This is a genomic window from Chitinophaga sp. (assembly GCF_017745275.1).
In the GTDB taxonomy this organism is placed as follows: domain Bacteria; phylum Bacteroidota; class Bacteroidia; order Chitinophagales; family Chitinophagaceae; genus Chitinophaga.
Genome location: NZ_JAGHZS010000003.1, coordinates 462,286 through 486,343, shown reverse-complemented (window position 1 = coordinate 486,343; position 24,058 = coordinate 462,286). Strand labels below are relative to the sequence as shown.

Below are 24,058 nucleotides of genomic sequence, written 5' to 3'. Positions count from 1 at the left end.
TTAAGCAATATTCAATAACCTAACGAATCAGGCCGGCAATACCAGCTTCTAACCACGCTGGTGGAGCATTACACACAAAAAAGCCGGTACTTCCTAAAGTGAGTACCGGCCGGATTATACTAAAGTCGCGCTATCTCAATAATTCACTTCAAACTCTGTCTTCCCGCTTTTCATCTTCATATAATGTCTTTTCTTTTTCACTTTAAAATAGTTGATACCGTTGAAATTATAGCTCAACGTCACAAACATCAGGTTGGCTTCCAGGTTTTTGTAGGGATGTACCACGTTTCCTTTAATGGTGGTTTTGAAGTCCTGGTTAAAGAAATTTTGTGGATAATATTGCACCTTTAGCCCAAATCCGGGATGGACACGGAATCCGGCAAACAGCGAAGGCATTAGCAATGGGGTCCGATCGCTGAACCATTCATTGAATTTGTGCTCTTTTTTTCCGTTTATGAACTGTTTTTCCTTATAATTAATGGCCAGGTCTATTTCACCGCCGGCAAAGAAGAAGAAGCTGCCACCGGAAAGATCCCCGATTTTGAAGCCCAGTGGAATACCGATCGTATATACCCGTTGCTTCAGTTTAAGTGAATCGTATGGTTTGGAAATCAGCCCTATATTCTTGAGATTCAAGCCTGTAAAGAATCCCAGGTGCCGGGTAACATCTTTGTTGAAGTTGGTACCGATATTGAAAAACAGGGTAAAGCGTGGAATATTCCGCAGATGTTCGCCGTTATCCTTCATGTTGGCAAAAGACAACAAGGCGCCTTCACCGCCGCGGGTTACGTATATCCCTTCCCGGTGTTTGGGGTATTTGCCAAAAATAATGGAGAACGAAGTGGTTTTCTCCGTGGAATGGTTTACAGTAGTATCAATGGCAGCAACGCTGGCCGAATCTTTCTTATCCTGTGCAAAAACACTACAACTTATCAGCGACAGTACCAGGAATAGCGGACGTAACGTACATTTCATAATAACGGGTGTTGTGGTTTTTTAGACTTGGTGGACTATTTCACCTAAAGACGACCCAGTTAAAGAAATGTTACGACGATTTGAGAAAAATTTTAAAAATTTCTGTGAGCCGCCACCCAGTGCGTGATATACTCGGAAATATCTTTAGTATTGGTGCCTGGAGGAAACAGTTTACCTACCCCCATTTCCTGGAGGGCCTCCATGTCGGCATCAGGGATAATACCACCGCCGGTTAGCAGTACATCATTCATCCCTTTTTCCTTCATCTGGGCAATTATTTTAGGGAATACAGTCATATGAGCTCCGGAGAGGATACTTACGCCAATAGCGTCCACATCTTCCTGCAGTGCGGCATTTACCACCATTTCGGGCGTTTGACGGAGACCGGTATATATTACTTCCATACCGGCATCCCGCAGCGCGGCCGCAATTACTTTAGCCCCACGATCATGGCCATCAAGGCCCACTTTAGCTACCAACACACGAACAGGACGATTTAACGGGTTGACCATACCAATTATCATATTAAGGAAGTAAATGTACGAAAAAGCCGAAAGCATAAAGCATAAAGCAAAAAGCCATCGAAGCGGTTGACCAGAGCGGATTTTGTCTTAGGACAGGATTAGACCGATTAGATTGATCACACTGACTGTTTTATAAGATTTTGGAAAGATATCGGAAGATATAAGCGAATTTATCTACTTATATCTATCCCAATCCCTAGATCAAAAATAAAAATCAGTGTAATCAGTATAATCCTGTCCTAAGACAAAATCCGCTCTGGTCAACCGCTTCGATGGCTTTTTGCTTTATGCTTTATGCTTTATGCTTTTTCGTACATTTGTCCTCCTAGATAAAAAGCATTATGAGCGAAGAAAGATCCCTCAACTTTATAGAACAAATTGTTGAAGAAGACATAGCGAACGGCGTTAATGATGGTCGTGTACTGACGCGTTTCCCGCCGGAACCGAATGGCTACCTGCATATCGGGCATGCCAAATCCATCGTCCTGAACTTTGGCCTGGCCCAGAAATATAATGGAAAAACCAACCTTCGCTTCGATGATACCAACCCGGTAACAGAAGACACAGAATATGTGGAATCTATTAAAGAAGACATCCGTTGGCTGGGATTTGAATGGGAAAAAGAACTGTATGCCTCCGACTATTTTGAGCAGCTCTACGCTTTTGCCGTAAAACTGATTGAAAAAGGACTGGCTTATGTAGAAGATGCCACTGCAGAGCAAATTGCTGCTGCAAAAGGTACGCCTACCGTGCCTGGCACTCCTACACCCGCCAGAAGCCGCTCTGTAGCGGAAAACCTGGACCTGTTTGCCCGTATGCGTGCGGGTGAGTTCAAAGACGGAGAAAAAACACTCCGTGCCAAAGGCGACCTGGCCGCTCCCAACATGCATATGCGCGACCCGCTGATGTACCGCATTAAACATGCCCATCACCACCGCACCGGCGATAAATGGTGTATTTACCCCATGTATGACTTTGCCCACGGACAAAGTGATAGCATTGAAAATATTACCCATTCCATTTGTACACTGGAATTTATTCCTCACCGTCCGCTGTACGACTGGTTTATCAAAGAACTGGATATATTCCCCAGCCGCCAATACGAATTCGCCCGTTTAAACCTCACTTACACGGTGATGAGTAAACGTAAACTGAAGCAACTGGTGGAAGAAGGACATGTACGCGGCTGGGATGATCCCCGCATGCCTACTATCAGCGGCTTGCGCCGCCGTGGCTATACTGCTGCCAGCATCCGTATGCTCTGCGAACGTGTAGGTGTTCAGAAACGCGATAACATGATCGAACTGGGCCTGCTGGAATTCTGCATCCGTGAAGAGCTGAACAAAACCGCTAACCGCGTAATGGCCGTGCTGGACCCGGTGAAACTGGTGATCACCAACTACCCGGAAGGACAAGTTGAAGAACTGACCGCTGAAAATAACCCGGAAGACGAAAACGGTGGCACCCGTACCCTGCACTTCAGCAATACCCTGTATATTGAGCGGGAAGACTTCATGGAAAATCCTCCTAAGAAATTTTTCCGTTTAGGCCCCGGTAATATGGTGCGCCTGAAAAACGCTTATATCATCAAAGGAGAAAGCTTCGATAAAGATGCTGATGGTAACATCACTACCATCTATGCTAGCTACCTGCCAGAAAGCAAGAGTGGTGGCGATCAAAGCGGCTTAACCGTTAAAGGTACCATTCACTGGGTAAGCGCAGCACATGCCGCTACCGCCGAAGTACGTATCTACGACCGCTTATTCACTGCAGAAAATCCTGCTGCGGAAGAAGGAGATTTCAAATCACTGATTAATCCGGACTCCTTACAAGTAATTGAAAAAGCATTCGTAGAACCTGGTCTGCTACAAGCTAAGCCAGGTGAACGTTTCCAATTCCTGCGTAAAGGATACTTCTCTGTTGATCCGGATAGCACACCGGAGAAAGTAGTATTCAACAGAACCGTGACGTTGAAAGATGCGTGGGCGAAAGAAAGCGCAAAAGGGAAATAAGTCTTTATTGAGATAAGTGAAAGCCGGGCAGTTACTGTCCGGCTTTTTTTATGTGTATAAGAATAGTGTTTAAAAATATTTTTCATGGCGAAAACAACTATTGATTTAGACGACAAACTTATAAAAGAGGCAATGCGCCTTTGCAAAGGGATGACCAAGAAAGAAGTGGTAAATACGGCATTACAAAAACTTATTATGGGCATTAGCCAACAAAAGTTCCTACAGCTACGAGGAAAAATAACATTCTGGGATGACCATTTAGATGAATCAAGCAACAGCTTATGATTCAGCACATTTAATTTTGTAAAAACGAAAGTGATTTTGCTCAAAATTAGATCATGAGTGGGCAGTATTGTTAAGCGTTTGGTGTGTATAATATTTGTAATTTTATTAGTAATAAAAAAACATTCTTTATGGCAAAAGTAAGACCTAATATCCCTCAGGCAACTATTGCGAATTTAGATCCTGAGTTGATCAAAGAAGCAATGAAACTTAATAAGGGGAAAACTTATGAGGAAGTACTCAACAAAGCTTTAAGAGAATATATTGTCGGAGTTAAAAACAGACAACTATTGAACCTCAAAGGAAAAATTCATTGGGATGGTGACTTAAATGAAATGAGAGGAGCATGAACCCACCACTTATCTTTGACACGTCAATTTGGGTTGATTTTATCCACAAAAAGAGTACCCCACAAACAACCCTCTTAAAGTATTATCTTGAACATAAGTGTGAGATTCCGCTTATTCCTGTTATTCTCCAGGAATTTCTACAAGGTATAAGAGAAGATAACCAACATAAAAAGATAGTAGAGGTTCTGCGGTGGCATACCAGATTAGAACTACCACACATGACAGGGGCAATTGGAGCAAGCTCATTATTTCGAAGACTCCGCCAAAAAGGCGTCACCATTCGTAAAAGTAATGATTGTCTAATTGCTTATTATGCTATACGTTTTGACCTGGAACTGGTACACAATGACCGCGATTTTGATTTAATCAGCGCCAATACCAACCTAAAAACCTGGAAACACAACAAAGGCTAAACGATTCTCACCGCCTAGCCTTTATCTATATTAACAACTAACAATTCTACTTAAAAGCGTCCACCCCTTTTGCTATTCTATTGCGAGTTTCCGCCACACCTAATGTAGCCACAATATCAAATACAGGAGGCCCGAATTTACCACCGGTCAGCATGATACGGAAAGGTAATTGTACATCACCCATTTTCAGGTTCTTTTCCGTAGCCAGCGCTTTGAAAGCCACTTCCAGATCCGCAGCAGTAGCGGATGTTAAGGATTCCAGCAGTGAAGACCAGGCAGTGAAGAACGCTTCTTTATCTGCATTCCACTTTGGTTTTACCGCTGCTTCATCATAGCTTTCAGGGCTTTGGAAGAAGAAGAAACCGTGATCCCATATTTCGTTTACAAAGTAGCAACGTTCTTTTACCAAGCCTGCTACGGTAGCTACGTAAGCAGGATCGGCGCTGAGTCCTTTTTCTGCCAGCACAGGCAGGAAGAGGGCAGCAAGGGTTTCATTGTCTTTGTGATGAATATACTGGTGGTTAAACCACTTGGCTTTTTCGTAATCGAATTTGGCGCCTGCTTTATGTACACGCTCCATAGAGAACTTCTGAATCAGCTCTTCCAGGGAGAATATTTCCTGTTCGGTACCGTCGTTCCAGCCCAGCATGGCCAGCATGTTGATGAAAGCTTCCGGCAGAAATCCTCTTTCACGGAAACCTTTGGTGAGTTCGCCGCTTTTAGGATCTGTCCAGTTCATGGCATATACGGGGAAGCCTAAACGATCTCCATCGCGTTTGCTCAGTTTACCATTACCGTCTGGTTTCAGGATCAGTGGCAAGTGCGCCCATTGCGGCATATCTGCTTCCCAGCCCAGGTATTTCCAGAGCAGGAGGTGAACGGGTGCTGATGGCAACCACTCTTCTCCACGGAAGGCGTGCGTGATCTTCATCAGGTAATCGTCTACTACCACGGCGAGGTGGTAGGTAGGCATACCGTCTGCTTTCAGTAATACTTTATCGTCTACCTGTGAGGTGTTGAAGGTTACTTCACCACGTACCATATCGGTAAAGGTGAGCTCTTCATTCGCAGGCATATTAATACGGATCACATGCGGGGTGTTCCTGGTGAGCAGCTCCTGTACTTCTGCATCGGGCAGGGTGAGGGAGTTACGCATTTTTTCCCTTACCACATGATTGTATTGTGGAGAAGGATTTTCCGGAGTTTTCAGCGTCTGGCGCATATTTTCCAGTTCCTCGGGAGTATCAAATGCATAATACGCATGACCGGAAGCTACCAGTTGCTCAGCATACTGGCGGTATAACGGTTTACGCTCGCTCTGGCGATAAGGACCATACGGACCACCCATCGCAGGACTTTCATCCGGCTTCAGGCCACACCAGCTTAAACATTCGCTGATATATTCTTCCGCGCCGGGTACATAGCGGGTTTGATCGGTATCTTCAATACGCAGCACAAAATCGCCTTTGTGCTGTTTGGCAAATAAATAGTTGAACAATACAGTACGTACACCTCCAAGATGTAGGCCACCAGTAGGACTGGGCGCAAAACGCACTCTTACTTTTTTGTGTTCCATAGGCGGCAAAGATAAGGATTTAGTGTTTAGCTATCAGCAGGGAATACCGGGGGAGATGTAGTAAATTAAAATTTTTTAATACTTCTGATGGCTTTCGCACATTGATTATATTGCATTATCAAGCATCATATACGCTATGTTCTATCTTACTAAAACTCCCGGCATCCTGAAAGCCCTGTATAGCAGTTGCGTCTGGAATATGTCGCCTGCAGGCAACAAGGTATATCTTACTTTTGATGATGGTCCTCATCCCAAGGCCACGCCTTTTGTGTTGGAACAACTAGCTAAATATGATGCGAAGGCTACTTTTTTCTGTATTGGTAAAAACGTACTGGAGTATCCGGCTATTTATCAACAGATACTGGAAGCGGGCCATACTACCGGAAATCACACCCACAATCATCTTAATGGATGGAAAACCGGTACCGAAAAATATATAGAAAATGTACTCGAAGCCTCCCAATATATTGCGTCTCCCTTGTTCAGGCCTCCATATGGCAGGATTACTCCTTTCCAGATCCGGCAGATAAAGAATAAAATACCAGGGGCTAAAATCATTATGTGGGATCTGCTGAGCGGTGATTTTGATACTGATCTGAATGGAGAAGCCTGTGTACAGAATGTGGTATTCAAATTACAGCCAGGATCCATTGTGGTATTTCACGACAGCACCAAAGCCTGGGACCGGCTGGAATATGCACTGCCGCGTGTGTTAGAGTATTGCAAAAAGCAAAAATACGAGCTGGCAGCCATCGTATAAAAGAGAAGGGCCGATACGGTTGGTATCGGCCCTTCTCTTTTTATATAAAATGATTAGAGTTTAATTTCTTTGGCTTTATCACCTACCGTAATGGTAGCTACATTATCACATATTCCATCTCCATAATTAATTACACCGGTAACATTATTAAATTCCACTTTCAGTTTACCCTTTGAAATATACTGGCAGTTCCATGCTTTAATCAATGACTCCACCGTAGTAAAAGTAGCAGTAGCGCCGGTAACAGGTCCTTTTTCGTAGCTGAGACTAGCATTTCCATCCACGCTGTACACATCATCAGATGGGTTCAGGAAGGGTTGTGTGAGGTCAAAACCTGCAATTTGCTTAACCGTCTTTTTGTAAGCATAGTTTACTATTACGCTGTCGTTCAGTGTTACTTTACCATTGGTTAATTCGGTAGTATACTGGATACCGGTAGTAGCGCTATAGCTGGCGTTGCTGATCACAAAACGGCCGGCTACGGATTTACCATTGATTTTATAGTTAGATGGTTCAATAACGATAGTAGAGCCCTGCTTGAAGAGCGGACCACTGAAAATCACGTTCAGGATACCACTACGGTAAGTACCGTATCTGCTAAGGCAGGATTCTCCAAAGTTGATCACTACCCGTTTAGGCCAGGTGTTGCCGGTAGCATCCTGCAGCTCTGCAGATGGGCAGGAGGGAGCGGGAACATCGGCGGTAGTAGTACCCGGGGTAGCCTGACGGGCTGTGTACATACCCTGGGAGATGCCCACACTGGCGGCTGTTTCAAACCAATCATTGTACATGGCGTTAGCCGCTGCCTCATGTTGTACGGCACCCATTGTCTTGTTGTCGGATTCGTTGTTGGGGGCAGTGTCAGTGGTTACCTCTTTCTTGCATGCAAAGAAAATAGTGGCGACGGCCACACCGGTGATGGTCCACGCCAGCACACGATTTGTACTGAAATAGCTTTTCATAGTTTAGGTTTTATTAGCAATTAGATTTTTCGGTCTTTACCTTTGCGGTATAAAGATATCTTTTAAATATTAAAGAAATTACAAATTTAACAAATAAATTATTATGCACTGGATAGACACCCATACCCACCTGTATTCAGAAGAATTTGAGGCCGACCGGGAAGAAATGGTAGCGCGTGCTATCGCCGCAGGGGTAACCCAGTTGTTTTTGCCCAATATTGATGAAGACTCCATAGAAGGCATGCTGGCGCTGGAAGCCCGGCATCCGGGACATATTTATGCCATGATGGGGATACATCCCTGTTATGTAAAAGAGGACGTAGACACCCAGTTGAACCTGGTGAAAGCCTGGCTGCAGCAACGCCCCTTCAAAGCGATCGGGGAAATAGGACTGGATTTTTACTGGGACAAATCACTGTTAACCCAGCAATATCAGGCCTTCCAGGAGCAATTACTGTTGGCACGGGAGTACCAGCTACCGGTATCCATCCATAGCCGGGAAGCCACACGGGAATGTATCAACGAAGTAAAAGCACTACAGGATGGCCGCTTGAGTGGCGTATTTCACTGTTTTTCCGGCACACTGGAAGAGGCAAAAGAAATCATTGACCTCGGCTTTTACCTGGGCATCGGGGGGGTAGTCACCTTTAAGAAGTCAGGTTTGGACAAGCTTTTGGAAGAAATAGACCTGGCGCACATCGTGCTGGAAACGGATGCGCCTTACCTGGCGCCGGTACCTTACCGGGGTAAACGCAATGAAAGCGCCTATCTTCCACTAGCCGGAGAAAAGGTGGCAGATATAAAAAATCTAAAAATAGCAGACGTAGCAGCTATAACAAGCAGCAATGCCCGGAAATTATTCAAAACGCTCTAACTGTTTAGGTAATACCTTTGCAGGCAATGGCTAATAGCACAATGAGCAAAATATTGATTATTTACACGGGCGGTACTGTGGGTATGATCTATGATGATAAGACCAAAGCACTACGCCCAATCGGATTTAACGAGATACGGAATAATTTACCGGAACTGTACCGGATGGGGATCGATTTCTATGTGTACGCATTTAATCCACCCATAGATTCATCGGATATGCAGCCGGAGATATGGGTAGAACTGGCCAGTATCATTGAAGACCGTTACGACCGGTACGATGGATTTGTGATTTTACATGGTTCCGACACTATGGCTTTTACTGCGTCCGCACTCAGTTTCATGCTGGAAAATTTGTCGAAACCAGTGATCTTAACCGGTTCCCAGTTGCCCATCGGCAAGATACGTACAGATGCCAAGGAGAACATTATTACAGCCATGGAAATAGCCTGCAGCAGGCATAATGGCACCACGGTATCAATGGTACCAGAGGTATGTATTTATTTCGACTTCTCCCTGTTCAGAGGTAATCGTTCTAAAAAGTACAATGCAGAAAAATTCGAGGCTTTCTATACCATGAATTATCCGCAACTGGCGGAAGCCGGCATTGACATTAAGTTTAAGAACCAGTTCATTTTGCAGCCACCCGTAAAGCCACTGAAGGTGCATAAAGAACTGGAAACAAATATTACGGTGCTGAAGTTATTCCCAGGCATCACCAGAAGGGCCGTGGAAGCAACATTGAGCGTATCTGGTCTGAAAGGAGTGATCATGGAGACCTTCGGTAGTGGCAATACCAGCACACAACCCTGGTTTATTGAAAGCATTAAAAAAGTAATTGACAGTGGCGCCGTAGTAGTGGATATAACACAATGTGACGGTGGTTCTGTAGAGCTGGGAAAATATGAAACCAGTCAGCAACTCATGGAAATGGGCGTTGTAAGCGGCCATGACATGACCTTTGAGGCAGCAGTAACCAAACTGATGTTTGTATTGGGACAGGGGTTATCGCTGGCAGAAACGAAGAAGATGATTGAGACATCGTTGCGTGGCGAGTTAACACCGATTGAAGTTTACTAACCTTTTGATAGCGTTATACAAGCGGGAAGCACTTTAGTTGTGCTTCCCGCTTTTTTTTATCTTGAATATTTAAGGTAAATTTAGTTATCACCAATTTCACATTCCCCGATTTCTATTCACCACAAAATTTGTCTCTCTATGGCGGTTTCATTATCACAAAAATGTATTGCAGAATTTTTTGGCACTTTTGTTTTAGTATTTATGGGTTGTGGCAGTGCGGTGTTAGCCGGCACACATGTGGGATTCCTGGGTATTGCTTTTGCATTTGGGTTATCGGTAGTAGTGATGGCTTATGCTGTAGGTCATATCTCCGGCTGCCATCTTAATCCGGCCATTACCATTTCTCTGGCGGCTACCGGCAAGATATCCGGTAAAGATGCAGGGGCATACATTGTAGCCCAGATCCTGGGTGCTATTGTGGCTTCGGCGCTGCTTTACTTTGTAGCCCAGGGCAAGGCCGATTATTCCCTTGCTGCCAATGGGTTGGGCGCAAATGGGGTAGAACAGGGATCGCCGGATCATTACTCGCTCATAAGCGGCCTGGTAGCTGAAATTATCTTAACCACCATCTTCCTGGTAGTAGTACATGGCAGTACCAGCAAAAACAATGGTAATACGGCTTTTGCCGGGTTAGCCATTGGTTTGTGCCTGACAATGATCCACATTGTAGGTATTCCGGTAACCGGCGTATCCGTAAACCCGGCCCGTAGCATTGGACCCGCTATCTTTGTAGGTGGTGAGGCGCTCAGCAACCTCTGGGTATTTATTGTAGGACCTATTGTGGGTGGGCTTCTTGGGGCAGGAATCTGGAAGCTCTACGATAAACATTAAAAAAGTTTTGAAATATAAACTAAAGGATTATCTTTGCAACCCTGAATTGGAAAAACAACCGTTCCATTAATTCAGAAAAGATAATCACGGAGAAGTGCAGGAGTGGTTGAACTGGCACGCCTGGAAAGTGTGTATAGGTGAAAGCCTATCAAGGGTTCGAATCCCTTCTTCTCCGCAAGCTTTAAAGCTCTGGTAACGCAAGTTATCAGGGCTTTTTTGTTTGGAGGTATGCACCCCGCTCCTTCTTTTGAAAAAAATGATCTTATTTACATTACCCATAACCAACCATATTCTGTTTTTATTCTTAAAAAATTAAAAATAATGAACAAACTATATGGAGAAATTAATATTTCAAACAAGTCTTAGTGCGGCTCTATCCACAATGATAAGCACTCTTATATAAAACTGATCCCTACACTTTCTCTCTTTAGTTATAGAAAAAACGCTTATTCCATTTATGAAAAAAGAAGCCCTTATTAAGGAACCACTATCAAGTGACATATTTGAACGCTACTATAGGCTGATTGAAAATATTAGATTGAAGATCTGGGAAACCCCGTCTCAACATGGCCCAGGTGCTTCAAAGGACCTGTTACTGTTGGAAACGATTGTTCATTCCCTCGATCGGGTAACGCAGGATATAGAGACCAATAGCGAAAATGAAACAAATAGTTCGCATCTGATTGTTAGTGCGACTATCTCCATGTTAAAAAGCACCATACTTGTACTTGCATCCTGGGAAATAGATGACAAAATCATACCTTCTCTAGTATTAAATTTTTTTGTGGCTTTATCGTCATTGATACGCTCCAATGAATTTAGTTATGAGGACTATATCAGACATATAAATAAATTGAGCATTAGAATTATTCGGGTTGACTCAAGGCAATCAGGGCTTGATGCTATTACTTCTGTCCGGCATTTACTGATGGCTGATGTGTCAGACAATGAAAAATTTTATGCAATCAGAGAGCTTATATATAGTTATAATAAGAATAAAGAATCAACAGAAATAGAACAAGCCTTTTCCTCGGAAGGTTATAATGATACAGATTTACCTCATGCACTTCTCTGGGCTTATGCGCAGAAAGCGGAAGAAATGATCAACCGCTTACAAGATGATTATTTTAAGGTGAGCAGTATACTCTTCAATTGCGGCGTAGATGACCCTTCTGACATGATAGAATTAGCGAAAGAGCAAGATTTCTTTGCACTGCTTGAAGCGTTATATGACTTCGATGAAGAACAAGAAACAGCTATTTGGGAAATGGACATAAAAATCAGTAATGAGCAGGACGTTTATGACGCAGCAGAAGTAAGCTATTTGATATGGACAATAGCCAAGGCTCTGTCGACCATCGAAGGCATAGATGTAGAGCTAACTTCCTGGGGGGATGGAAGCAAATGGGCAAAATTGAAAATCAGGATCCGTCAGCTAGCTTCCAAAGTTGATCTACTGCAGATATTGAAGAAAGTAGGACAGATAACAGAAGCAGCCTATCTAAAGAAGCCGGTAGAGGATCTTCAGAATACGGAAGCATCTACCAGAAAAATAGATCAGGAGAGCAAAAAAATTGAAAGGGAAACCCGGAGACTTGAAAGAGAAACAGAAAATATGATGGATTCAGATAAAGCATCCTTCATGCATGATTTAGAAATTCATCAGAAAGTGCTTGATCTAAGAGACAGAGAGTTAAACCTTGAGGAAAAGGCACTCGGCATTGAGGAAAAAGCACTAGATCTCGAAGAAAAAGCACTGAACGTTAAAATGAAACAACTGGATTATATAATGAAGGTATCTGAGTTATTCAAAAGCGGTCTGCAAAATGATTCTGATATCCAGATTAAAATCAACGAACAATTGTTTCTGAAAAGAGAAAATGGCAAATTAAGTATTGGTAATACTGCCTTGCTGGATATCAATCAGCAGATAGAGCCTAAAGTAGACTAACATGCTCGCAAAGCGCCATGCTGAACTTTTTCTATCAACATTAAATGAGAAACTAATGCAAATCCGGACTCACCGGGGCCCCTGGGTAACGCAGATTACCGGGCCTTCTCCTGATAATCACCTTATACAATCAATGATAAATATTGCAGAAAATAATGAACCTCCATATATCCAATTAAATATTTCTACCTTCACAAAAACAATATCATCATCCTTATACCAAAAACATTTTAATGAAACGCGTTTACCTATTTCTATGCCTAGCCGTTGTTGGTATTGCCGCCACAGCTCAAAACCCTTCAATCCAATGGGGCGACGATTTTAGACTGCGCAAAGGCAGTACCGATCTGAAAGTAATATTTGCAGACAACACCGGCGCCTATCTTCAGGAAAGCCACCTGGTCATGAAAAGCTACTATGTAGTGGGTGCCAGCCTTAAGGAATCCGGCACACTCGTAAAAGTAGATAATAATCTAGCAGAGATTTACCGCAATGATTTTAATAAAGAATTGAAGGGTAAAGAATTTGAACAACTCTTTGCGTTCCGGGATAAACTATTTCTATTTGCCTCTGATTACAGAAAAAAAGATAAAGCACTTACCATTTTCGCATCTACAGTGGATAAAAATTCCGGAGAATTAAACGGAGAATGGAAGGAAGTAACCACCTTTCAACTCAATGAAAGAAATGATGATGTTGACTTCAAACTTGATTACAATGTGGATAGTACAAAAATGCTGATTGTAAGCAGTATAGAAGGAAAGGAAAAAAATGAATACCAGATACTGGAGCTGGATGAGCAACTTAAATCTACAACTAAGCCTCTCAGCATCCAGAACGAGTTTGAACGCAAAAAATATCAACTGGAAGATGTACTATATACGAGCAACCGCAATGTAATACTGGTAGGTCGCATCTATGAATATGAAGAAGGTAAAAAGAAAAAAGATAAGTTCCTTGACTTCACCAACTATAATATTCGCATCTACGACGAGAAAGGTAAACAGAAAGCGGAGATCAATACAGGCATCAATGGGAAATGGCTCACCAACACCAAAATAGTACAGGAAAAAAATAAAGACCTGATCCTGGCGGCTTTTTACAGCAATGCAAAAAAGGGTAAAACAATTGATGGATTGTTAGTGCAAAGAATTAATTCATCCGATGGTAAAGTAGTATCAACCAGCGACAAGAAAATTAATAATTCGTTGTTGTCAGGAGATCAGGATAACGACGATAATGATGACGATAAAGATGAAAGTAAAGAAGATAGAAAAAAGAGAGAGGAACTGAAGAAACTGCAAGAAGAAGGAGAAGGTTTTTCAAAGTACATGCAATTCCGGAAAATCTTTTACACTGCCGACAACGGACTTGTTATTATTGCTGAACGATACGACCATTATATAACCAGTACTCAAAGCTATACTGAGGGCCATAATAATATGCCTGGTCAATGGAGAACAACTACCTATTCCGTTTTTCTTTCGGGCGACCTCATGATGTGTAAGATAGATGCCTCGGGCAACATTGGATGGCTACAGATTGTACCAAAAAAGCAACGTGAGGAAATGCCCGGCGCAACCGCATCAAGTATTGTAAGCCCGAGTCTTTCAACAGGTGCGTACTATTTCCAGAATCTGGGCAGGCCCTACTATTCGGGATTTGCGGCGCTTCAGACGAAGGGAAATATTCAAATGCTGTTTAATGATAACCCAAAAAACATTGCAGTCACCCAGGCTGGCCAGAAGGCAAAGTCAATTCATACCTTCACTAAAAGTGATTGCTTCCTGGTAAACATCGACGAACTTTCCGGGAAAGTTACCCGAAAGGTATTTTTTTCCAATACAGAGATTCCCACAGCTATGCCACGATTAGGGGCTATTGTTGGAAATGATATGTATTTGGTAGGAAAAGCAATCAAAGCATTTAGTAAATCAAGAGTTGCAGTAGGAAAAATTACCATAAAGTAGGATATCTGAATAAAAAGCGCGCGCAGGTAATCTCCAGTACCTGCGCGCGTTTTATTTAAGTAAAGTATACAATCTAACTATCCCTTGCCTACGTACATATCAACATAGGAAACATGTACCCAAAAACCATATCTCCCATGAAAAAAATTTTCGGATTCCTGATGCTGATTACTACCTGCTCCGCCTGCATGAAGGAGGACCAACAAATCAGTTCCAATAAAATCATCATCATATACGAAGTGGAATCCAATACAGACATTCCTTTCACCGAAATAAAATATGGTAGCGGGACTGCCGGTGCCAACCAAAGCTGGAGCGTTTCCGGGATAGGCACTTTTCAAAAAACCGATACACTCAAAAAGGGGATAGGTGTGTTTATGGAAGCCCGTCATCCCAGTAGCAACAAATGGAAAATCCGGATAAAAACAACAGATGAATCCCTACTGATCGAAGGTCCTGTGAAGTTCTCCGGTGGTACACCCGGCTATTACTATTCTACCATAGGCGCCACCGTTAATTAGCGTCATACATCAACTGCTGCGCCGCTTTCGTCAAATAAGGATAAAACATGCTGGCAAAAATCCCGCTGTAATAGGCTATTGCCTTACTTCCCTTTAGCTTACCAGTTAATTCATTATTGGAAAGCCAGAAGTCTCCCATAATAAATATCTGCGTGACCAGCGCTTCTAGCACGGAGGCAGGAATATCTTGTTTAAAGATCCCATCTGCCTTAAACTTATCAAAAATGGCCAGGAACTCCTTTTCCCTCCGTTGGGTTAAAGCATGATAATCCTTTCTGATAGCGGGAATCCGCAGGCCTATTTCCACAAAATGTAAAAAGATAAAGCGATACTTATACGTTAATTCCAGCGACCTGCTCACAAATTCTTTCATGATATCCAGGTTAATATCCGAGGCAGCGCCCACCGCTGCCATGATAGCATCAAAACCCACCGCAAGGCGGTTATATAGCGTTTGAATGATTTCGTCCGTATGCTTAAAATGATAATGCAAATTGCCGGCACTGATACCCATTTCAGCGGCAATATGCCTGCTGGTAATAGTGTGTACTCCTTGCTCGTTATATAAGTCCAGCGCCGTTTTCAGGATGCGTTCTTTCGTTTCCATACTCAAAATTAGAACAAATGTTCTAATTTTGAAAATAATTAGTACATTTGTTCTAAATCCAAAGAAATGAACAACGAAACAACTGATCCGACAGGTGATCAAATGTCTCTGTTTCAGCGGCTGAGAAATACCATGTTTCCCATCAAACCAACAGATGGCATGCCGGTAAAAATATTAAAGGAAAGCGGGTTTTATTTATTCGCAGTGATGATTGCGCTGGTTACGCTCACACTAGGCGGAGCCATTATGTTTGTTTTATAACATGAAAAAGCTATTTGATCCGCTGTTTATTACTTACTGCCTGCTATGGATAGTGATTCACCTCTTCCGGCACCTACAGCAACCTATTCCGGTATTGAACAGCTACCTGACAGACTTTATCGCTGTACCGGCTATGGCCCACGTAACGCTAACAATTACGCGCCAATATATTATTCGAAATAACGTATATACCTACCCGTTATCATACCTCCTTTTTATCGCAGGCTATACTGCATTCATTTTTGAATGGCTATTACCACATTATTCTCCGAAGTATACCAGCGATGTGTGGGACGTGGTAGCCTATTTCGGGGGTAGTTTATTCTATTATTATGTTCATGGCAACCGCCTGGCTAAAAGCACGGGAGACATTCTTTGAAAATCACTGTGTTATTGGCATCATTTACTTTTCTTCCAGGGTCATGAAAAGAATAGGAAACGGTTTGCCCATCCCATCTGTAGCGGAACGACCGGCAATGCGAAATCCCATGTGCCGATAAAAACCTACTGCCTGTGGGTTCTGTTCATTTACATCCACCGCATTAATGTTTTCATGTTCAATCACATACTTAATTAAATCATGCCCAATGCCTTTTCCCCTGGCCGCAGGGTTAATGAATAACATTTCTACCTTGCGTTCTGCCACCCCTATAAAGCCCTGTATTTTAGCCGTTTCATCTTTCACACAAAACAGGTTTACTGCCTGCAGGTATTCATGCAGGATGAGGGGTTTATAAAACTGAATATCTGCTTCGGTTAAAAAATCGTGGGTAGCCCTTACGGACGCTTCCCATACAGCCACTACTTCAGGGTAATCCGTAGTTTCGACGGCTGAAACAAGGTATCTCATAAGCTCAAAAAGTTCAATAATCAAATGTAGTGTTTTATCAGTATTACTACTTAGATCTATAATTCAGCACTACTCCTCATATTTCAGTATTGCCGGCAAAATACCTTTGTAAGGTTAAAACTGCCTGTATGAAAAAGATAAAATCCAACATATGCGATGATGTATGCTGTTTGTACTATTATTTATAGTAATAGGCACGCCTGCAGCTAAAAAATTTTTACCGGAATCATTTATCTTAGCCATCATGTATTTTATTAAAATCGCTTGTATCCTTGTACTGGTATTACTGCTGTCACCTCGTTCGCAGGCGCAAAGCAATGCTCCCGATACCTTACTCATACACAAATGGCTCCTCAGCATCCGGGAAAAGTTAGATAATAATGAACCTGATTCGGCCGACTGGTATCTTAAAAAAACCAGTGAAAAATTAAACACGGCGCTCCCCGGGCAAAAACTAAAATACCTGGAATATAAAGGAACCTGGCTCTATTCCCGCTCACAATACCGGGAAGCACTGGAAACTTATCAACAGGCACTCCCGTTAAGCCTGCAATTAAAAAACAATACCACCTCGGCTAATATATACAACAACATGTCTATCCAGTACCGCTGCCTGGGCCAGTTGGAACTTGCGACTGAATACATGATCAAAGCCCTGAAGATATTGGAAACACAGAAAGACTCTGCTGGCCTACGTAGATCCTACAATAACCTTTCTTCCGTTTTCCTGGATTTGCTCGATAAAAAAAACAGCCTCTTTTACGCAGAAAAAAGTTATGCCATTGCCGTTATACTAAAAGACTCCCTACAATTGGCTAAAAGCCTTGTTAACCTCGCTAACGCAGAAGTACTTTATGAACGATACGATACCGCTGCTAAACACCTGCTACAGGTAGCCGCCATCGCCAGCCAACTGAAAAACAATTCTCTGCTACTGCACGCGTACGTCAACCTGGGTGACATCTACAACCGGTCCAGGCAGGACCAAATGGGTTTGAGCTATTATAAAAAAGCCGCGGCCATCCTGCAAGCCAACCCGGATCCTGATTTCGATATATATACCAACTATGGTCTTGCCAATTCCTATAGCAACCTGGGCGATCCCCGTACCGCCAAAAAATATTATGATCTGGCCATAGCCAGCGCCAAAGACCTGATGCCTAAAAATGACCTGAAAGAAGTATATATGCTGGGCGCCTCCATTGAGGAAAAGCTCCACCACCCGGAAGCAGCACTGGCACTATGGAAAAAATACAGCCAACTGAACGACTCCATCGTGAACGGCAGTACGCAAAAAATTATCCACGAAGCAGAAATCAAATACCAAACTTCCCTGAAAGAAAAAGCACTGGTAGAACAACAACTCCAGATCAGCAATAACAAAGTACAACTGCAAAAAAAAGATAGATTTATTTTGCTCGCATCCGTTATCATCATAGCGTTGATCAGCGTATGTCTCATCATCTACCTCATCTACCGGAATAAAAACAAACTCATTGCACTCAACCTGCTGAAAGCACAAATCCATCCGCATTTCCTCTTTAATACGCTCAATAACCTGTATGCGCTCAGTCTTCGGAAATCAGATAAATCTTCTGAAGTAGTACTGGAGCTGTCGCATATCCTGCGATATATTCTTTATGAATGTAATACGCCCACGGTGAACCTGGAAAAGGAAATACAAATGATCCAACGCTACATTTCACTGGAGAAAATACGATACCAGAATCAACTGGAAATCAATATGGACATCGATGGCGACCTTTCTGCGTTCAATGTGGCACCGCTACTTATACTCCCGCTGGTGGAAAACTCCTTCAAGCATGGTATTAGCAAACTTATGGAAGATGGCTGGATCAATATTTCCGCCAAAGCGAAGAACAATGAATTCACGTTTAAAATATCCAATAATAAACTGCCGGACAATGATAGTAAAGCCATTTCTTCGGCATTCGGAAATATTGGGCTGTTGAATATCCGGAAGCGGCTACATTTCCTGTATCCCAACCGGCACCAGTTGAAAATCATCAGCGAAGACGAAGTTTTCATGGTAATTATGAAAATTAAGCTGCAGTAAGCAGCTAAACCTGCTGTTAATCGATAAAACCATACGGTATATCTTCAGTAACTTATACGAGCCTCCGAAGGACTTATCTTTGTAACAGTAGTCTGTCGCACACATGAATAAAAGAGTTTTAATACATATAGCCTTCTGGCTGCTTGTAGTTACTGTTCTTACCATCTTCTATGGTACGGGCTTACCTGACTATGGCATCGGCTTTAACATTATCATGATGCTAATACCGGTACATATCGGGTATTTCTACACCGTAGCCTATGGGATACTCCCCCGGTTTCTTTACCGGGGAAAATACATAAAATTGCTGCTGTCGGTACTCGGCTGTACCCTATTCTTTGCCGCGGCATACCGAATCATTGAAATATGCTTTGCCGACCCTTATCTCTATCACATCCTTATAAAGGAAAACCCGGCCTTTAAATGGAAGAAATTAAACGGTACTTTCTGGCAACAATTCACCAATCCTATCTATATCGTTAACGCCCTGGAGCAAAGTAACTTTGTATTCCTTGTGGCAATATCCCTCAAGTTTATAAAGATGTGGATTGAAAAGCGGCAACTAACGGTACAGGCAGAGCTCAGTGCGCTGAAAAGCCAGATACATCCGCATTTCCTGTTCAATACCCTCAACAACCTATATGCGCTTACGTTACAGCAATCGCCCCAATCGCCTGCTATTGTATTAGGGCTGTCAGACATACTCCGATATATGCTCTATGAATGTAGTACCGATAACGTTTTACTGAGGCGCGATATTGAAATCATGCAACACTATGTGGCACTGGAAAGACTGCGTTATGAAGACCGGCTGGACCTCAATTTCAGCATTGCCGGCGATGTTAACATGCAAAGAATTCCACCTTTGCTAATGCTGCCCCTGATAGAAAACGCGTTTAAACACGGCACCAGTGAAGCTATTGATGAAGTGTGGATTAACATAGACCTTTTCCTTAAAAAGAATAAACTGAAGTTTAAAATATCCAATAGTAAGCCTCCCGAAGAAACAGGCAAACTTAAAAAGTCAGCCGGGCAAATCGGATTGAATAATGTAAAAAAGCGACTGGAACTGCTTTTCCCATCTGCACATCAGTTGCAGGTATTTAATACGGAAGATATGTTTGTCGTAATTCTTGATATAGACCTAAAACAAAACCTGGTACCCCATGAAAATAAAAACCTTGATCGTGGATGACGAACCACATGCGATTGAGATCATTGAAAAGTATGTAGAAAACTTCCCGGAAATAGACCTGGTATCCAAATGCAATAACGCTATCCAGGCTTTCCAGGTACTGCAGCAGCATAAAATTGACCTTATTTTCCTGGACATCAAAATGCCTGGATTGCTGGGCACCGACTTTATCCGGAGCCTGAAAAATCCGCCTAAAATTATTTTCACTACCGCTTACCAGGACTATGCACTGGAAGGGTTTGACCTCAACGCCGTAGATTACCTGTTGAAGCCAATTCCTTTCGATCGCTTCCTCAAGGCCATCGATAAGGTGTTTGCGTTATATAAAGTCAGTAGTCAGAAAATCAGTATTGCAGAGCGCCCCGCCGAACAGGCCAGTGATGTATTTCTATACCTGAGAGTAGAAAGAAAGATGGTGAAAGTAAATGTAAACGACATCTACTGGATAGAAAGTCTGAAGGATTACATCAAAGTAGTGCTTAAAGACAAGGTATTAATCTCTAAACAAAAAATCAGTTTACTGGAAGAATTATTACCGGAAGAGAAATTCATGCGCATACACCGGTCCTTTATAGTAGCTACACACAAAATAGAAAGCTACCATGCCTATTCTGTGGAAGTGTTAGGCATTGAGCTTCCTATTGGCAGAAATTACAAAACAGAATGTCACAAGCGGTTAAAGAGTAACTGATCAAACACAATATTTTCCGAGCAGTGCTTTGTCCACACCTTTTCTGCAGCCAATACCGGAGAGAATATTAAACAATGGCGTCAGCAATTTAAAGATGCCGGGAAGGTACATTCCACTCATGTCAGCAATAACAGCCATACTGATCAGATTATTGGGTATACCTTTTTCATTGGTAAGTCCATCACCCGCAAGGCCATAGAGAATGCGCAGCGAATTCTCAAAACCAACAGATCCTGGTTCAATAATGGCTTTAAAGGTTACATTTTGATCGCTGGCATTAAAAAAACGATGTACTTCTTTTTTCTGTACGGTGTAGCTCATTCCACCTGTCAGATGTTTCATTTGTTTTCGTCCCAGTTGAATACTCAGTACACCATCCAGCACCACAAACTTTTCCGTGAAATCTTTATGAAAGTGCAGCGGGGTACCACCGCCGGGGCTAAGTACCACTTCTATTTCCGTAATACGGCCATTTGATTGACGGCTGGTTTGGATAAATGTTACCTGGTCTTTGATGAGCGGGTTGGTAATAGTTTCTTTCATAACATTGGTATCAAACAATTAAAAAATTCCGGCGCCCAAAAGAGCGCCGGTGTATCATCTGTCAAAAGGTATACTTCACGCCAACTCCACCGTATTCTGCGGTGAAGCCATTATCATAATAACCGCTGGTAAACTGGAATGCTGGTTGCCAGTCGGCGCTAACCGCCAGGGGTATTCCTTTAAATTTGTACTCCGCACCTGCCACAGCAGACACACCGAAATAAGTAGTGGAAGCCTTTCCATAATAGCCGTCCCATTCATCAACGTAGCGATTTTTTATTTTAAAACGTCCCACCATAGGTCCTCCACCTGCGTACCAACGCAGGCCTTCTACCGGGATATCCCCGTGGTACTCGTACAGGAGTGTAAGGTTGATATCATTACCGATGGCATGATAACCTCTGAATTTTAAAATAGCTTCTCCAGCATGATGATCTTTGAAAAAATGTTTTCCGGTTACTGCGAACCCCCACATGGCTTTGAGGCCCACGGCCGTGGAATACAATGCTTTGGTGTTCACTGGCTTTACAGCCTTTACGGGTGCAGGCGACGGTTTACTTTCCGCTGCGGAGGTAGTAGTCGTGGTGGTGGTAGTAGCCGGTGCGGCACTGGCTGTTTCCTTTTTTTCCACTACCGGTGTAGCGGTGGTGGTAGTAGTAGCTGTTTTCTTCTTTGGCGCAGCAGCAGGTTTTGCCGTCGCTTTCATTGCCTTCTTTGGCACTGGTTTACCAGTTGACGTTCTAAGTTGTGCAACAGTTGCCAACGAACAGAAAAGGGATAATCCGCAAATCGTTAAAATTGTTTTCATGTTTACTTGTGCTTACTTTTTAAAATGTGGGGTTATTAAATTTTCGATGATAGTCAAATAGAAAAAAATGTGGCAGGAAGAGGACATACAGCAAACGGATCAGCAAAAATGGGGGGCGTTCCAACCTGAATACATCCTGGTATTTCATCAATAAAAAAATAGCATTAGGCAGTTTCGGCACCCCGCTTTTATTGGTGGCGCCAACATTAGCCAGCCAGGTGATGGTACGCAGAAAATTCTCCGTATTCATGGAGGGTGTTACCTTCCAGCTCACTATTGTTTCCTTAAATCCGGAATTCCATATGCTATGTTTCTCTCCCCTCTTAATATGTATTGTAGCACCTTCCCGGTAGATTTTTACTTCTCCGTTCAGTCGAATCGTCAATTCTCCAGCCAGCACCTGGAAGTGTTCGTCCTGGTATGGATGATAGTGAACAGGGGGTTCTTCAGAAAACGGCATATACCGTGTTTCCATCTCCAGCAAGCCTTTTGTATCTGAGCCTGCCGGTAAAAATTTCACCATCTGCCCTGTTGCTTTATTAGTAATCTGATAATTATCAGAGATAAAAACTTCATTCATTTTCCAGAGGGAATTTTAATACGATTTTTTTAGTGCCCGATGTAATGGACAGCAATATTGCACTATAAAAAAATGTGGTACAAGCAACAGGGATACAAGGAGTACTAATGATTCCGGGTGGACCAAAATCGTGGGCTAACAGCATTGATAATACAATACCTGCAGAATAGGCTAATAAATGTGTAGTTCGTCTACTAAACGGGGACGTATATCCGCACAGGACTGTGTCCTATAGCAAGTTTGGGTGTTATTTCGGAACATTGTATCATCAATTTGTTCATCCCCAAAAAACAGGACAAACTCTCTTTGTGCTGATACTAAAACAACCTGAAAATGAAAACAGCTTTTTTATGTTTAGCGATATTAACGCTGACATCCTGTTCTAAACCGGCGAGAGATCCCGGTGACCCGGGTGGTGATGGCCCTATCACCTGGGGGCCGCAGCCTGCACTACCGGTTGTAAATGGAACAGCTACCTTTAATCTTTCTGCTACCGATGACCACGTAAATGTGATGGGCAACACTATACCCGGAATGCCGGTTTTTCCCACTATAAAAGTTCAACCAAAGAAGTTGCGGGGCTTTGTAGCAGACCTGAGTGGAAAGCCGCTTAAAGGGGCTTATATTGGCATTAGGGCTACCATTGACGGAGGATTCTACTCAGGTGCTTCCGCAGAAACTGATGAAAAAGGTTACTATGAAATTGCATTGCCATCCGGCGCTATTCATTTCTATGCCGCAGGATTTACTATTAACTACAGTAATACCATGACGGCAGTAGGGCTATACGCCGCTGACGGTAAAGCAGATGATTTTGCCTATCAGAATGGTGCGGTGGAAAACTTTGTGTTGTTATCCTATGGTGTTGCCAGCGCTCAACAAGCCCAGCAGATGCCGAGAGATGAAGCCAACTATTTCGGTGGTTCTCTATCACTCAGCTATGCCATATTTGATCCTACTGATATTCTTCATAGCCCCGGAGAATTGCCACAAAACGCAGAAATTGCCGTTACTCTTGTTCCTGATGGAATGATGTTGTACGGAGAAGCCAAAACATTTTCCATCAACAAAAAAGTAGGTAATACCAGTTTTTCAGTGAACAATATTCCTGTTGGCCGTTATAAGATGACTGCCAGGCTGAAAGATGGACGGCAGTTGCGATTGAAGGCCATTGGACCACAGGCTAACCTGTTTCCATTCCTGGGGCTTCAGCCCAGGGAAGTCGCCGGCAATGCAACAGTTTTGTTTACACCACTGTTTCATTCACAACAATCCACTGTACTGGCGCATACCGGTAACTGGCGAAATGTGGAAATTAAATTTGAACTACCGTAATAATGGGAAAGCTATTGCCGGCTTATTACAA

Annotated in this window: 26 protein-coding genes and 1 tRNA gene; 18 read left to right on the top strand and 9 right to left on the bottom strand. The window is 42.9% G+C overall.

Features of this window, described 5'->3' with window-relative positions:
* Window positions 1–135 precede the first annotated feature (135 nt).
* The gene (locus J7623_RS11510) at window positions 136–975 is read right to left on the bottom strand and encodes a hypothetical protein (protein ID WP_291920333.1); all 840 of its coding nucleotides are present in this window, start codon (window positions 973–975) and stop codon (window positions 136–138) included.
* A 92-nt stretch (window positions 976–1,067) separates the two neighbouring features.
* A complete protein-coding gene (locus J7623_RS11505) occupies window positions 1,068–1,487 on the bottom strand; it encodes a cobalamin B12-binding domain-containing protein (protein WP_291920331.1) in 420 nt (139 codons plus the stop codon).
* Window positions 1,488–1,840: 353 nt separating this feature from the next.
* Here J7623_RS11505 and J7623_RS11500 point away from each other — a divergent pair, with 353 nt between their 5' ends.
* The 4 genes from J7623_RS11500 to J7623_RS11485 all read left to right on the top strand — a co-directional run bounded on the left by J7623_RS11500 (window position 1,841) and on the right by J7623_RS11485 (window position 4,556).
* Window positions 1,841–3,511 carry a glutamine--tRNA ligase/YqeY domain fusion protein gene (locus tag J7623_RS11500; protein ID WP_291920329.1) on the top strand — a complete coding sequence of 557 codons (1,671 nt, stop codon included), beginning with the start codon at window positions 1,841–1,843 and terminating at the stop codon, window positions 3,509–3,511.
* Between the two features lie 84 nt (window positions 3,512–3,595).
* Window positions 3,596–3,796: a type II toxin-antitoxin system VapB family antitoxin gene (locus J7623_RS11495; RefSeq protein ID WP_291920327.1), complete on the top strand. Its 201-nt coding sequence runs from the start codon at window positions 3,596–3,598 to the stop codon at window positions 3,794–3,796.
* 128 nt (window positions 3,797–3,924) lie between these two features.
* Window positions 3,925–4,143 carry a type II toxin-antitoxin system VapB family antitoxin gene (locus J7623_RS11490; protein WP_291920325.1) on the top strand — a complete coding sequence of 73 codons (219 nt, stop codon included), beginning with the start codon at window positions 3,925–3,927 and terminating at the stop codon, window positions 4,141–4,143.
* On the top strand, window positions 4,140–4,556 hold the full coding sequence (locus J7623_RS11485) for a PIN domain nuclease (RefSeq protein ID WP_291920323.1): 417 nt from the start codon (window positions 4,140–4,142) through the stop codon (window positions 4,554–4,556). Before J7623_RS11490 ends, J7623_RS11485 begins: the two co-directional genes overlap by 4 nt.
* Window positions 4,557–4,602: 46 nt before the next feature.
* Here J7623_RS11485 and gltX read toward each other — a convergent pair whose 3' ends face one another.
* Window positions 4,603–6,132: a glutamate--tRNA ligase gene (gene gltX / locus J7623_RS11480; protein WP_291920321.1), complete on the bottom strand. Its 1,530-nt coding sequence runs from the start codon at window positions 6,130–6,132 to the stop codon at window positions 4,603–4,605.
* 136 nt (window positions 6,133–6,268) lie between these two features.
* On the opposite strand from gltX, the gene J7623_RS11475 reads away from it, so the two are divergent.
* The gene (locus J7623_RS11475; RefSeq protein ID WP_291920319.1) at window positions 6,269–6,892 is read left to right on the top strand and encodes a polysaccharide deacetylase family protein; all 624 of its coding nucleotides are present in this window, start codon (window positions 6,269–6,271) and stop codon (window positions 6,890–6,892) included.
* 53 nt (window positions 6,893–6,945) lie between these two features.
* Here the strand turns inward: J7623_RS11475 and J7623_RS11470 are convergent, their stop codons facing one another.
* The gene (locus J7623_RS11470; protein WP_291920317.1) at window positions 6,946–7,854 is read right to left on the bottom strand and encodes a hypothetical protein; all 909 of its coding nucleotides are present in this window, start codon (window positions 7,852–7,854) and stop codon (window positions 6,946–6,948) included.
* Window positions 7,855–7,957: 103 nt separating this feature from the next.
* Between J7623_RS11470 and J7623_RS11465 the strand changes: the two genes are divergently transcribed.
* The 7 genes from J7623_RS11465 to J7623_RS11435 all read left to right on the top strand — a co-directional run bounded on the left by J7623_RS11465 (window position 7,958) and on the right by J7623_RS11435 (window position 15,080).
* On the top strand, window positions 7,958–8,728 hold the full coding sequence (locus tag J7623_RS11465) for a TatD family hydrolase (RefSeq protein ID WP_291920315.1): 771 nt from the start codon (window positions 7,958–7,960) through the stop codon (window positions 8,726–8,728).
* A gap of 26 nt (window positions 8,729–8,754) precedes the next feature.
* Window positions 8,755–9,807, top strand: a complete 1,053-nt coding sequence (locus J7623_RS11460; RefSeq protein WP_291920313.1) for an asparaginase — start codon at window positions 8,755–8,757, stop codon at window positions 9,805–9,807.
* 138 nt (window positions 9,808–9,945) lie between these two features.
* Window positions 9,946–10,638, top strand: a complete 693-nt coding sequence (aqpZ, locus tag J7623_RS11455) for an aquaporin Z (protein WP_291920311.1) — start codon at window positions 9,946–9,948, stop codon at window positions 10,636–10,638.
* An 88-nt stretch (window positions 10,639–10,726) separates the two neighbouring features.
* A tRNA-Ser gene (locus tag J7623_RS11450) sits at window positions 10,727–10,813 on the top strand.
* 282 nt (window positions 10,814–11,095) lie between these two features.
* Window positions 11,096–12,589: a hypothetical protein gene (locus J7623_RS11445; RefSeq protein WP_291920309.1), complete on the top strand. Its 1,494-nt coding sequence runs from the start codon at window positions 11,096–11,098 to the stop codon at window positions 12,587–12,589.
* Window positions 12,590–12,822: 233 nt separating this feature from the next.
* Entirely contained in the window at window positions 12,823–14,559 is a 1,737-nt protein-coding gene (locus J7623_RS11440; RefSeq protein ID WP_291920307.1) for a hypothetical protein, read from the top strand.
* A 137-nt stretch (window positions 14,560–14,696) separates the two neighbouring features.
* Window positions 14,697–15,080: a hypothetical protein gene (locus tag J7623_RS11435; RefSeq protein ID WP_291920305.1), complete on the top strand. Its 384-nt coding sequence runs from the start codon at window positions 14,697–14,699 to the stop codon at window positions 15,078–15,080.
* On the opposite strand, the gene J7623_RS11430 is transcribed toward J7623_RS11435, so the two are convergent.
* Entirely contained in the window at window positions 15,073–15,687 is a 615-nt protein-coding gene (locus J7623_RS11430) for a TetR/AcrR family transcriptional regulator (RefSeq protein WP_291920303.1), read from the bottom strand. The genes J7623_RS11435 and J7623_RS11430 overlap by 8 nt on opposite strands.
* Window positions 15,688–15,753: 66 nt before the next feature.
* Here J7623_RS11430 and J7623_RS11425 point away from each other — a divergent pair, with 66 nt between their 5' ends.
* Together J7623_RS11425 and J7623_RS11420 are read left to right on the top strand one after the other, a co-directional pair.
* A complete protein-coding gene (locus J7623_RS11425) occupies window positions 15,754–15,948 on the top strand; it encodes a hypothetical protein (protein WP_291920301.1) in 195 nt (64 codons plus the stop codon).
* Window position 15,949: 1 nt separating this feature from the next.
* Window positions 15,950–16,327 (top strand): hypothetical protein, encoded by a 378-nt coding sequence (locus J7623_RS11420; protein WP_291920299.1) that lies wholly within the window; start codon window positions 15,950–15,952, stop codon window positions 16,325–16,327.
* A 24-nt stretch (window positions 16,328–16,351) separates the two neighbouring features.
* Here the strand turns inward: J7623_RS11420 and J7623_RS11415 are convergent, their stop codons facing one another.
* On the bottom strand, window positions 16,352–16,798 hold the full coding sequence (locus tag J7623_RS11415; protein WP_291920297.1) for a GNAT family N-acetyltransferase: 447 nt from the start codon (window positions 16,796–16,798) through the stop codon (window positions 16,352–16,354).
* Between the two features lie 244 nt (window positions 16,799–17,042).
* Here J7623_RS11415 and J7623_RS11410 point away from each other — a divergent pair, with 244 nt between their 5' ends.
* The 3 genes from J7623_RS11410 to J7623_RS11400 all read left to right on the top strand — a co-directional run bounded on the left by J7623_RS11410 (window position 17,043) and on the right by J7623_RS11400 (window position 20,761).
* A complete protein-coding gene (locus tag J7623_RS11410; RefSeq protein ID WP_291920295.1) occupies window positions 17,043–18,875 on the top strand; it encodes a histidine kinase in 1,833 nt (610 codons plus the stop codon).
* Between the two features lie 103 nt (window positions 18,876–18,978).
* Window positions 18,979–20,070 carry a histidine kinase gene (locus tag J7623_RS11405; protein WP_291920293.1) on the top strand — a complete coding sequence of 364 codons (1,092 nt, stop codon included), beginning with the start codon at window positions 18,979–18,981 and terminating at the stop codon, window positions 20,068–20,070.
* A complete protein-coding gene (locus J7623_RS11400) occupies window positions 20,042–20,761 on the top strand; it encodes a LytTR family DNA-binding domain-containing protein (protein ID WP_291920291.1) in 720 nt (239 codons plus the stop codon). The genes J7623_RS11405 and J7623_RS11400 overlap by 29 nt, the downstream gene beginning before the upstream one ends.
* On the opposite strand, the gene J7623_RS11395 is transcribed toward J7623_RS11400, so the two are convergent.
* From J7623_RS11395 to J7623_RS11385, 3 genes are all read right to left on the bottom strand, one after another.
* Complete coding sequence (locus J7623_RS11395; RefSeq protein WP_291920289.1) at window positions 20,762–21,304, bottom strand: cupin domain-containing protein; 543 nt, start codon at window positions 21,302–21,304, stop codon at window positions 20,762–20,764. It abuts the gene before it with no gap.
* A gap of 61 nt (window positions 21,305–21,365) precedes the next feature.
* On the bottom strand, window positions 21,366–22,112 hold the full coding sequence (locus J7623_RS11390; protein ID WP_291920287.1) for a hypothetical protein: 747 nt from the start codon (window positions 22,110–22,112) through the stop codon (window positions 21,366–21,368).
* Between the two features lie 19 nt (window positions 22,113–22,131).
* Complete coding sequence (locus J7623_RS11385; RefSeq protein WP_291920285.1) at window positions 22,132–22,692, bottom strand: cupin domain-containing protein; 561 nt, start codon at window positions 22,690–22,692, stop codon at window positions 22,132–22,134.
* A 333-nt stretch (window positions 22,693–23,025) separates the two neighbouring features.
* On the opposite strand from J7623_RS11385, the gene J7623_RS11380 reads away from it, so the two are divergent.
* On the top strand, window positions 23,026–24,027 hold the full coding sequence (locus J7623_RS11380; protein ID WP_291920282.1) for a carboxypeptidase-like regulatory domain-containing protein: 1,002 nt from the start codon (window positions 23,026–23,028) through the stop codon (window positions 24,025–24,027).
* Window positions 24,028–24,058: the final 31 nt, after the last annotated feature.

Excerpts from the sequence above, each read along its gene's own strand:
- J7623_RS11510 (WP_291920333.1), bottom strand. The coding sequence starts at position 975 with ATGAAATGTACGTTACGTCCGCTATTCCTGGTACTGTCGCTGATAAGT.
- J7623_RS11505 (WP_291920331.1), bottom strand. The coding sequence starts at position 1,487 with ATGGTCAACCCGTTAAATCGTCCTGTTCGTGTGTTGGTAGCTAAAGTG.
- J7623_RS11500 (WP_291920329.1), top strand. The coding sequence starts at position 1,841 with ATGAGCGAAGAAAGATCCCTCAACTTTATAGAACAAATTGTTGAAGAA.
- J7623_RS11495 (WP_291920327.1), top strand. The coding sequence starts at position 3,596 with ATGGCGAAAACAACTATTGATTTAGACGACAAACTTATAAAAGAGGCA.
- J7623_RS11490 (WP_291920325.1), top strand. The coding sequence starts at position 3,925 with ATGGCAAAAGTAAGACCTAATATCCCTCAGGCAACTATTGCGAATTTA.
- J7623_RS11485 (WP_291920323.1), top strand. The coding sequence starts at position 4,140 with ATGAACCCACCACTTATCTTTGACACGTCAATTTGGGTTGATTTTATC.
- gltX (WP_291920321.1), bottom strand. The coding sequence starts at position 6,132 with ATGGAACACAAAAAAGTAAGAGTGCGTTTTGCGCCCAGTCCTACTGGT.
- J7623_RS11475 (WP_291920319.1), top strand. The coding sequence starts at position 6,269 with ATGTTCTATCTTACTAAAACTCCCGGCATCCTGAAAGCCCTGTATAGC.
- J7623_RS11470 (WP_291920317.1), bottom strand. The coding sequence starts at position 7,854 with ATGAAAAGCTATTTCAGTACAAATCGTGTGCTGGCGTGGACCATCACC.
- J7623_RS11465 (WP_291920315.1), top strand. The coding sequence starts at position 7,958 with ATGCACTGGATAGACACCCATACCCACCTGTATTCAGAAGAATTTGAG.
- J7623_RS11460 (WP_291920313.1), top strand. The coding sequence starts at position 8,755 with ATGGCTAATAGCACAATGAGCAAAATATTGATTATTTACACGGGCGGT.
- aqpZ (WP_291920311.1), top strand. The coding sequence starts at position 9,946 with ATGGCGGTTTCATTATCACAAAAATGTATTGCAGAATTTTTTGGCACT.
- J7623_RS11445 (WP_291920309.1), top strand. The coding sequence starts at position 11,096 with ATGAAAAAAGAAGCCCTTATTAAGGAACCACTATCAAGTGACATATTT.
- J7623_RS11440 (WP_291920307.1), top strand. The coding sequence starts at position 12,823 with ATGAAACGCGTTTACCTATTTCTATGCCTAGCCGTTGTTGGTATTGCC.
- J7623_RS11435 (WP_291920305.1), top strand. The coding sequence starts at position 14,697 with ATGAAAAAAATTTTCGGATTCCTGATGCTGATTACTACCTGCTCCGCC.
- J7623_RS11430 (WP_291920303.1), bottom strand. The coding sequence starts at position 15,687 with ATGGAAACGAAAGAACGCATCCTGAAAACGGCGCTGGACTTATATAAC.
- J7623_RS11425 (WP_291920301.1), top strand. The coding sequence starts at position 15,754 with ATGAACAACGAAACAACTGATCCGACAGGTGATCAAATGTCTCTGTTT.
- J7623_RS11420 (WP_291920299.1), top strand. The coding sequence starts at position 15,950 with ATGAAAAAGCTATTTGATCCGCTGTTTATTACTTACTGCCTGCTATGG.
- J7623_RS11415 (WP_291920297.1), bottom strand. The coding sequence starts at position 16,798 with ATGAGATACCTTGTTTCAGCCGTCGAAACTACGGATTACCCTGAAGTA.
- J7623_RS11410 (WP_291920295.1), top strand. The coding sequence starts at position 17,043 with ATGTATTTTATTAAAATCGCTTGTATCCTTGTACTGGTATTACTGCTG.
- J7623_RS11405 (WP_291920293.1), top strand. The coding sequence starts at position 18,979 with ATGAATAAAAGAGTTTTAATACATATAGCCTTCTGGCTGCTTGTAGTT.
- J7623_RS11400 (WP_291920291.1), top strand. The coding sequence starts at position 20,042 with ATGAAAATAAAAACCTTGATCGTGGATGACGAACCACATGCGATTGAG.
- J7623_RS11395 (WP_291920289.1), bottom strand. The coding sequence starts at position 21,304 with ATGAAAGAAACTATTACCAACCCGCTCATCAAAGACCAGGTAACATTT.
- J7623_RS11390 (WP_291920287.1), bottom strand. The coding sequence starts at position 22,112 with ATGAAAACAATTTTAACGATTTGCGGATTATCCCTTTTCTGTTCGTTG.
- J7623_RS11385 (WP_291920285.1), bottom strand. The coding sequence starts at position 22,692 with ATGAATGAAGTTTTTATCTCTGATAATTATCAGATTACTAATAAAGCA.
- J7623_RS11380 (WP_291920282.1), top strand. The coding sequence starts at position 23,026 with ATGAAAACAGCTTTTTTATGTTTAGCGATATTAACGCTGACATCCTGT.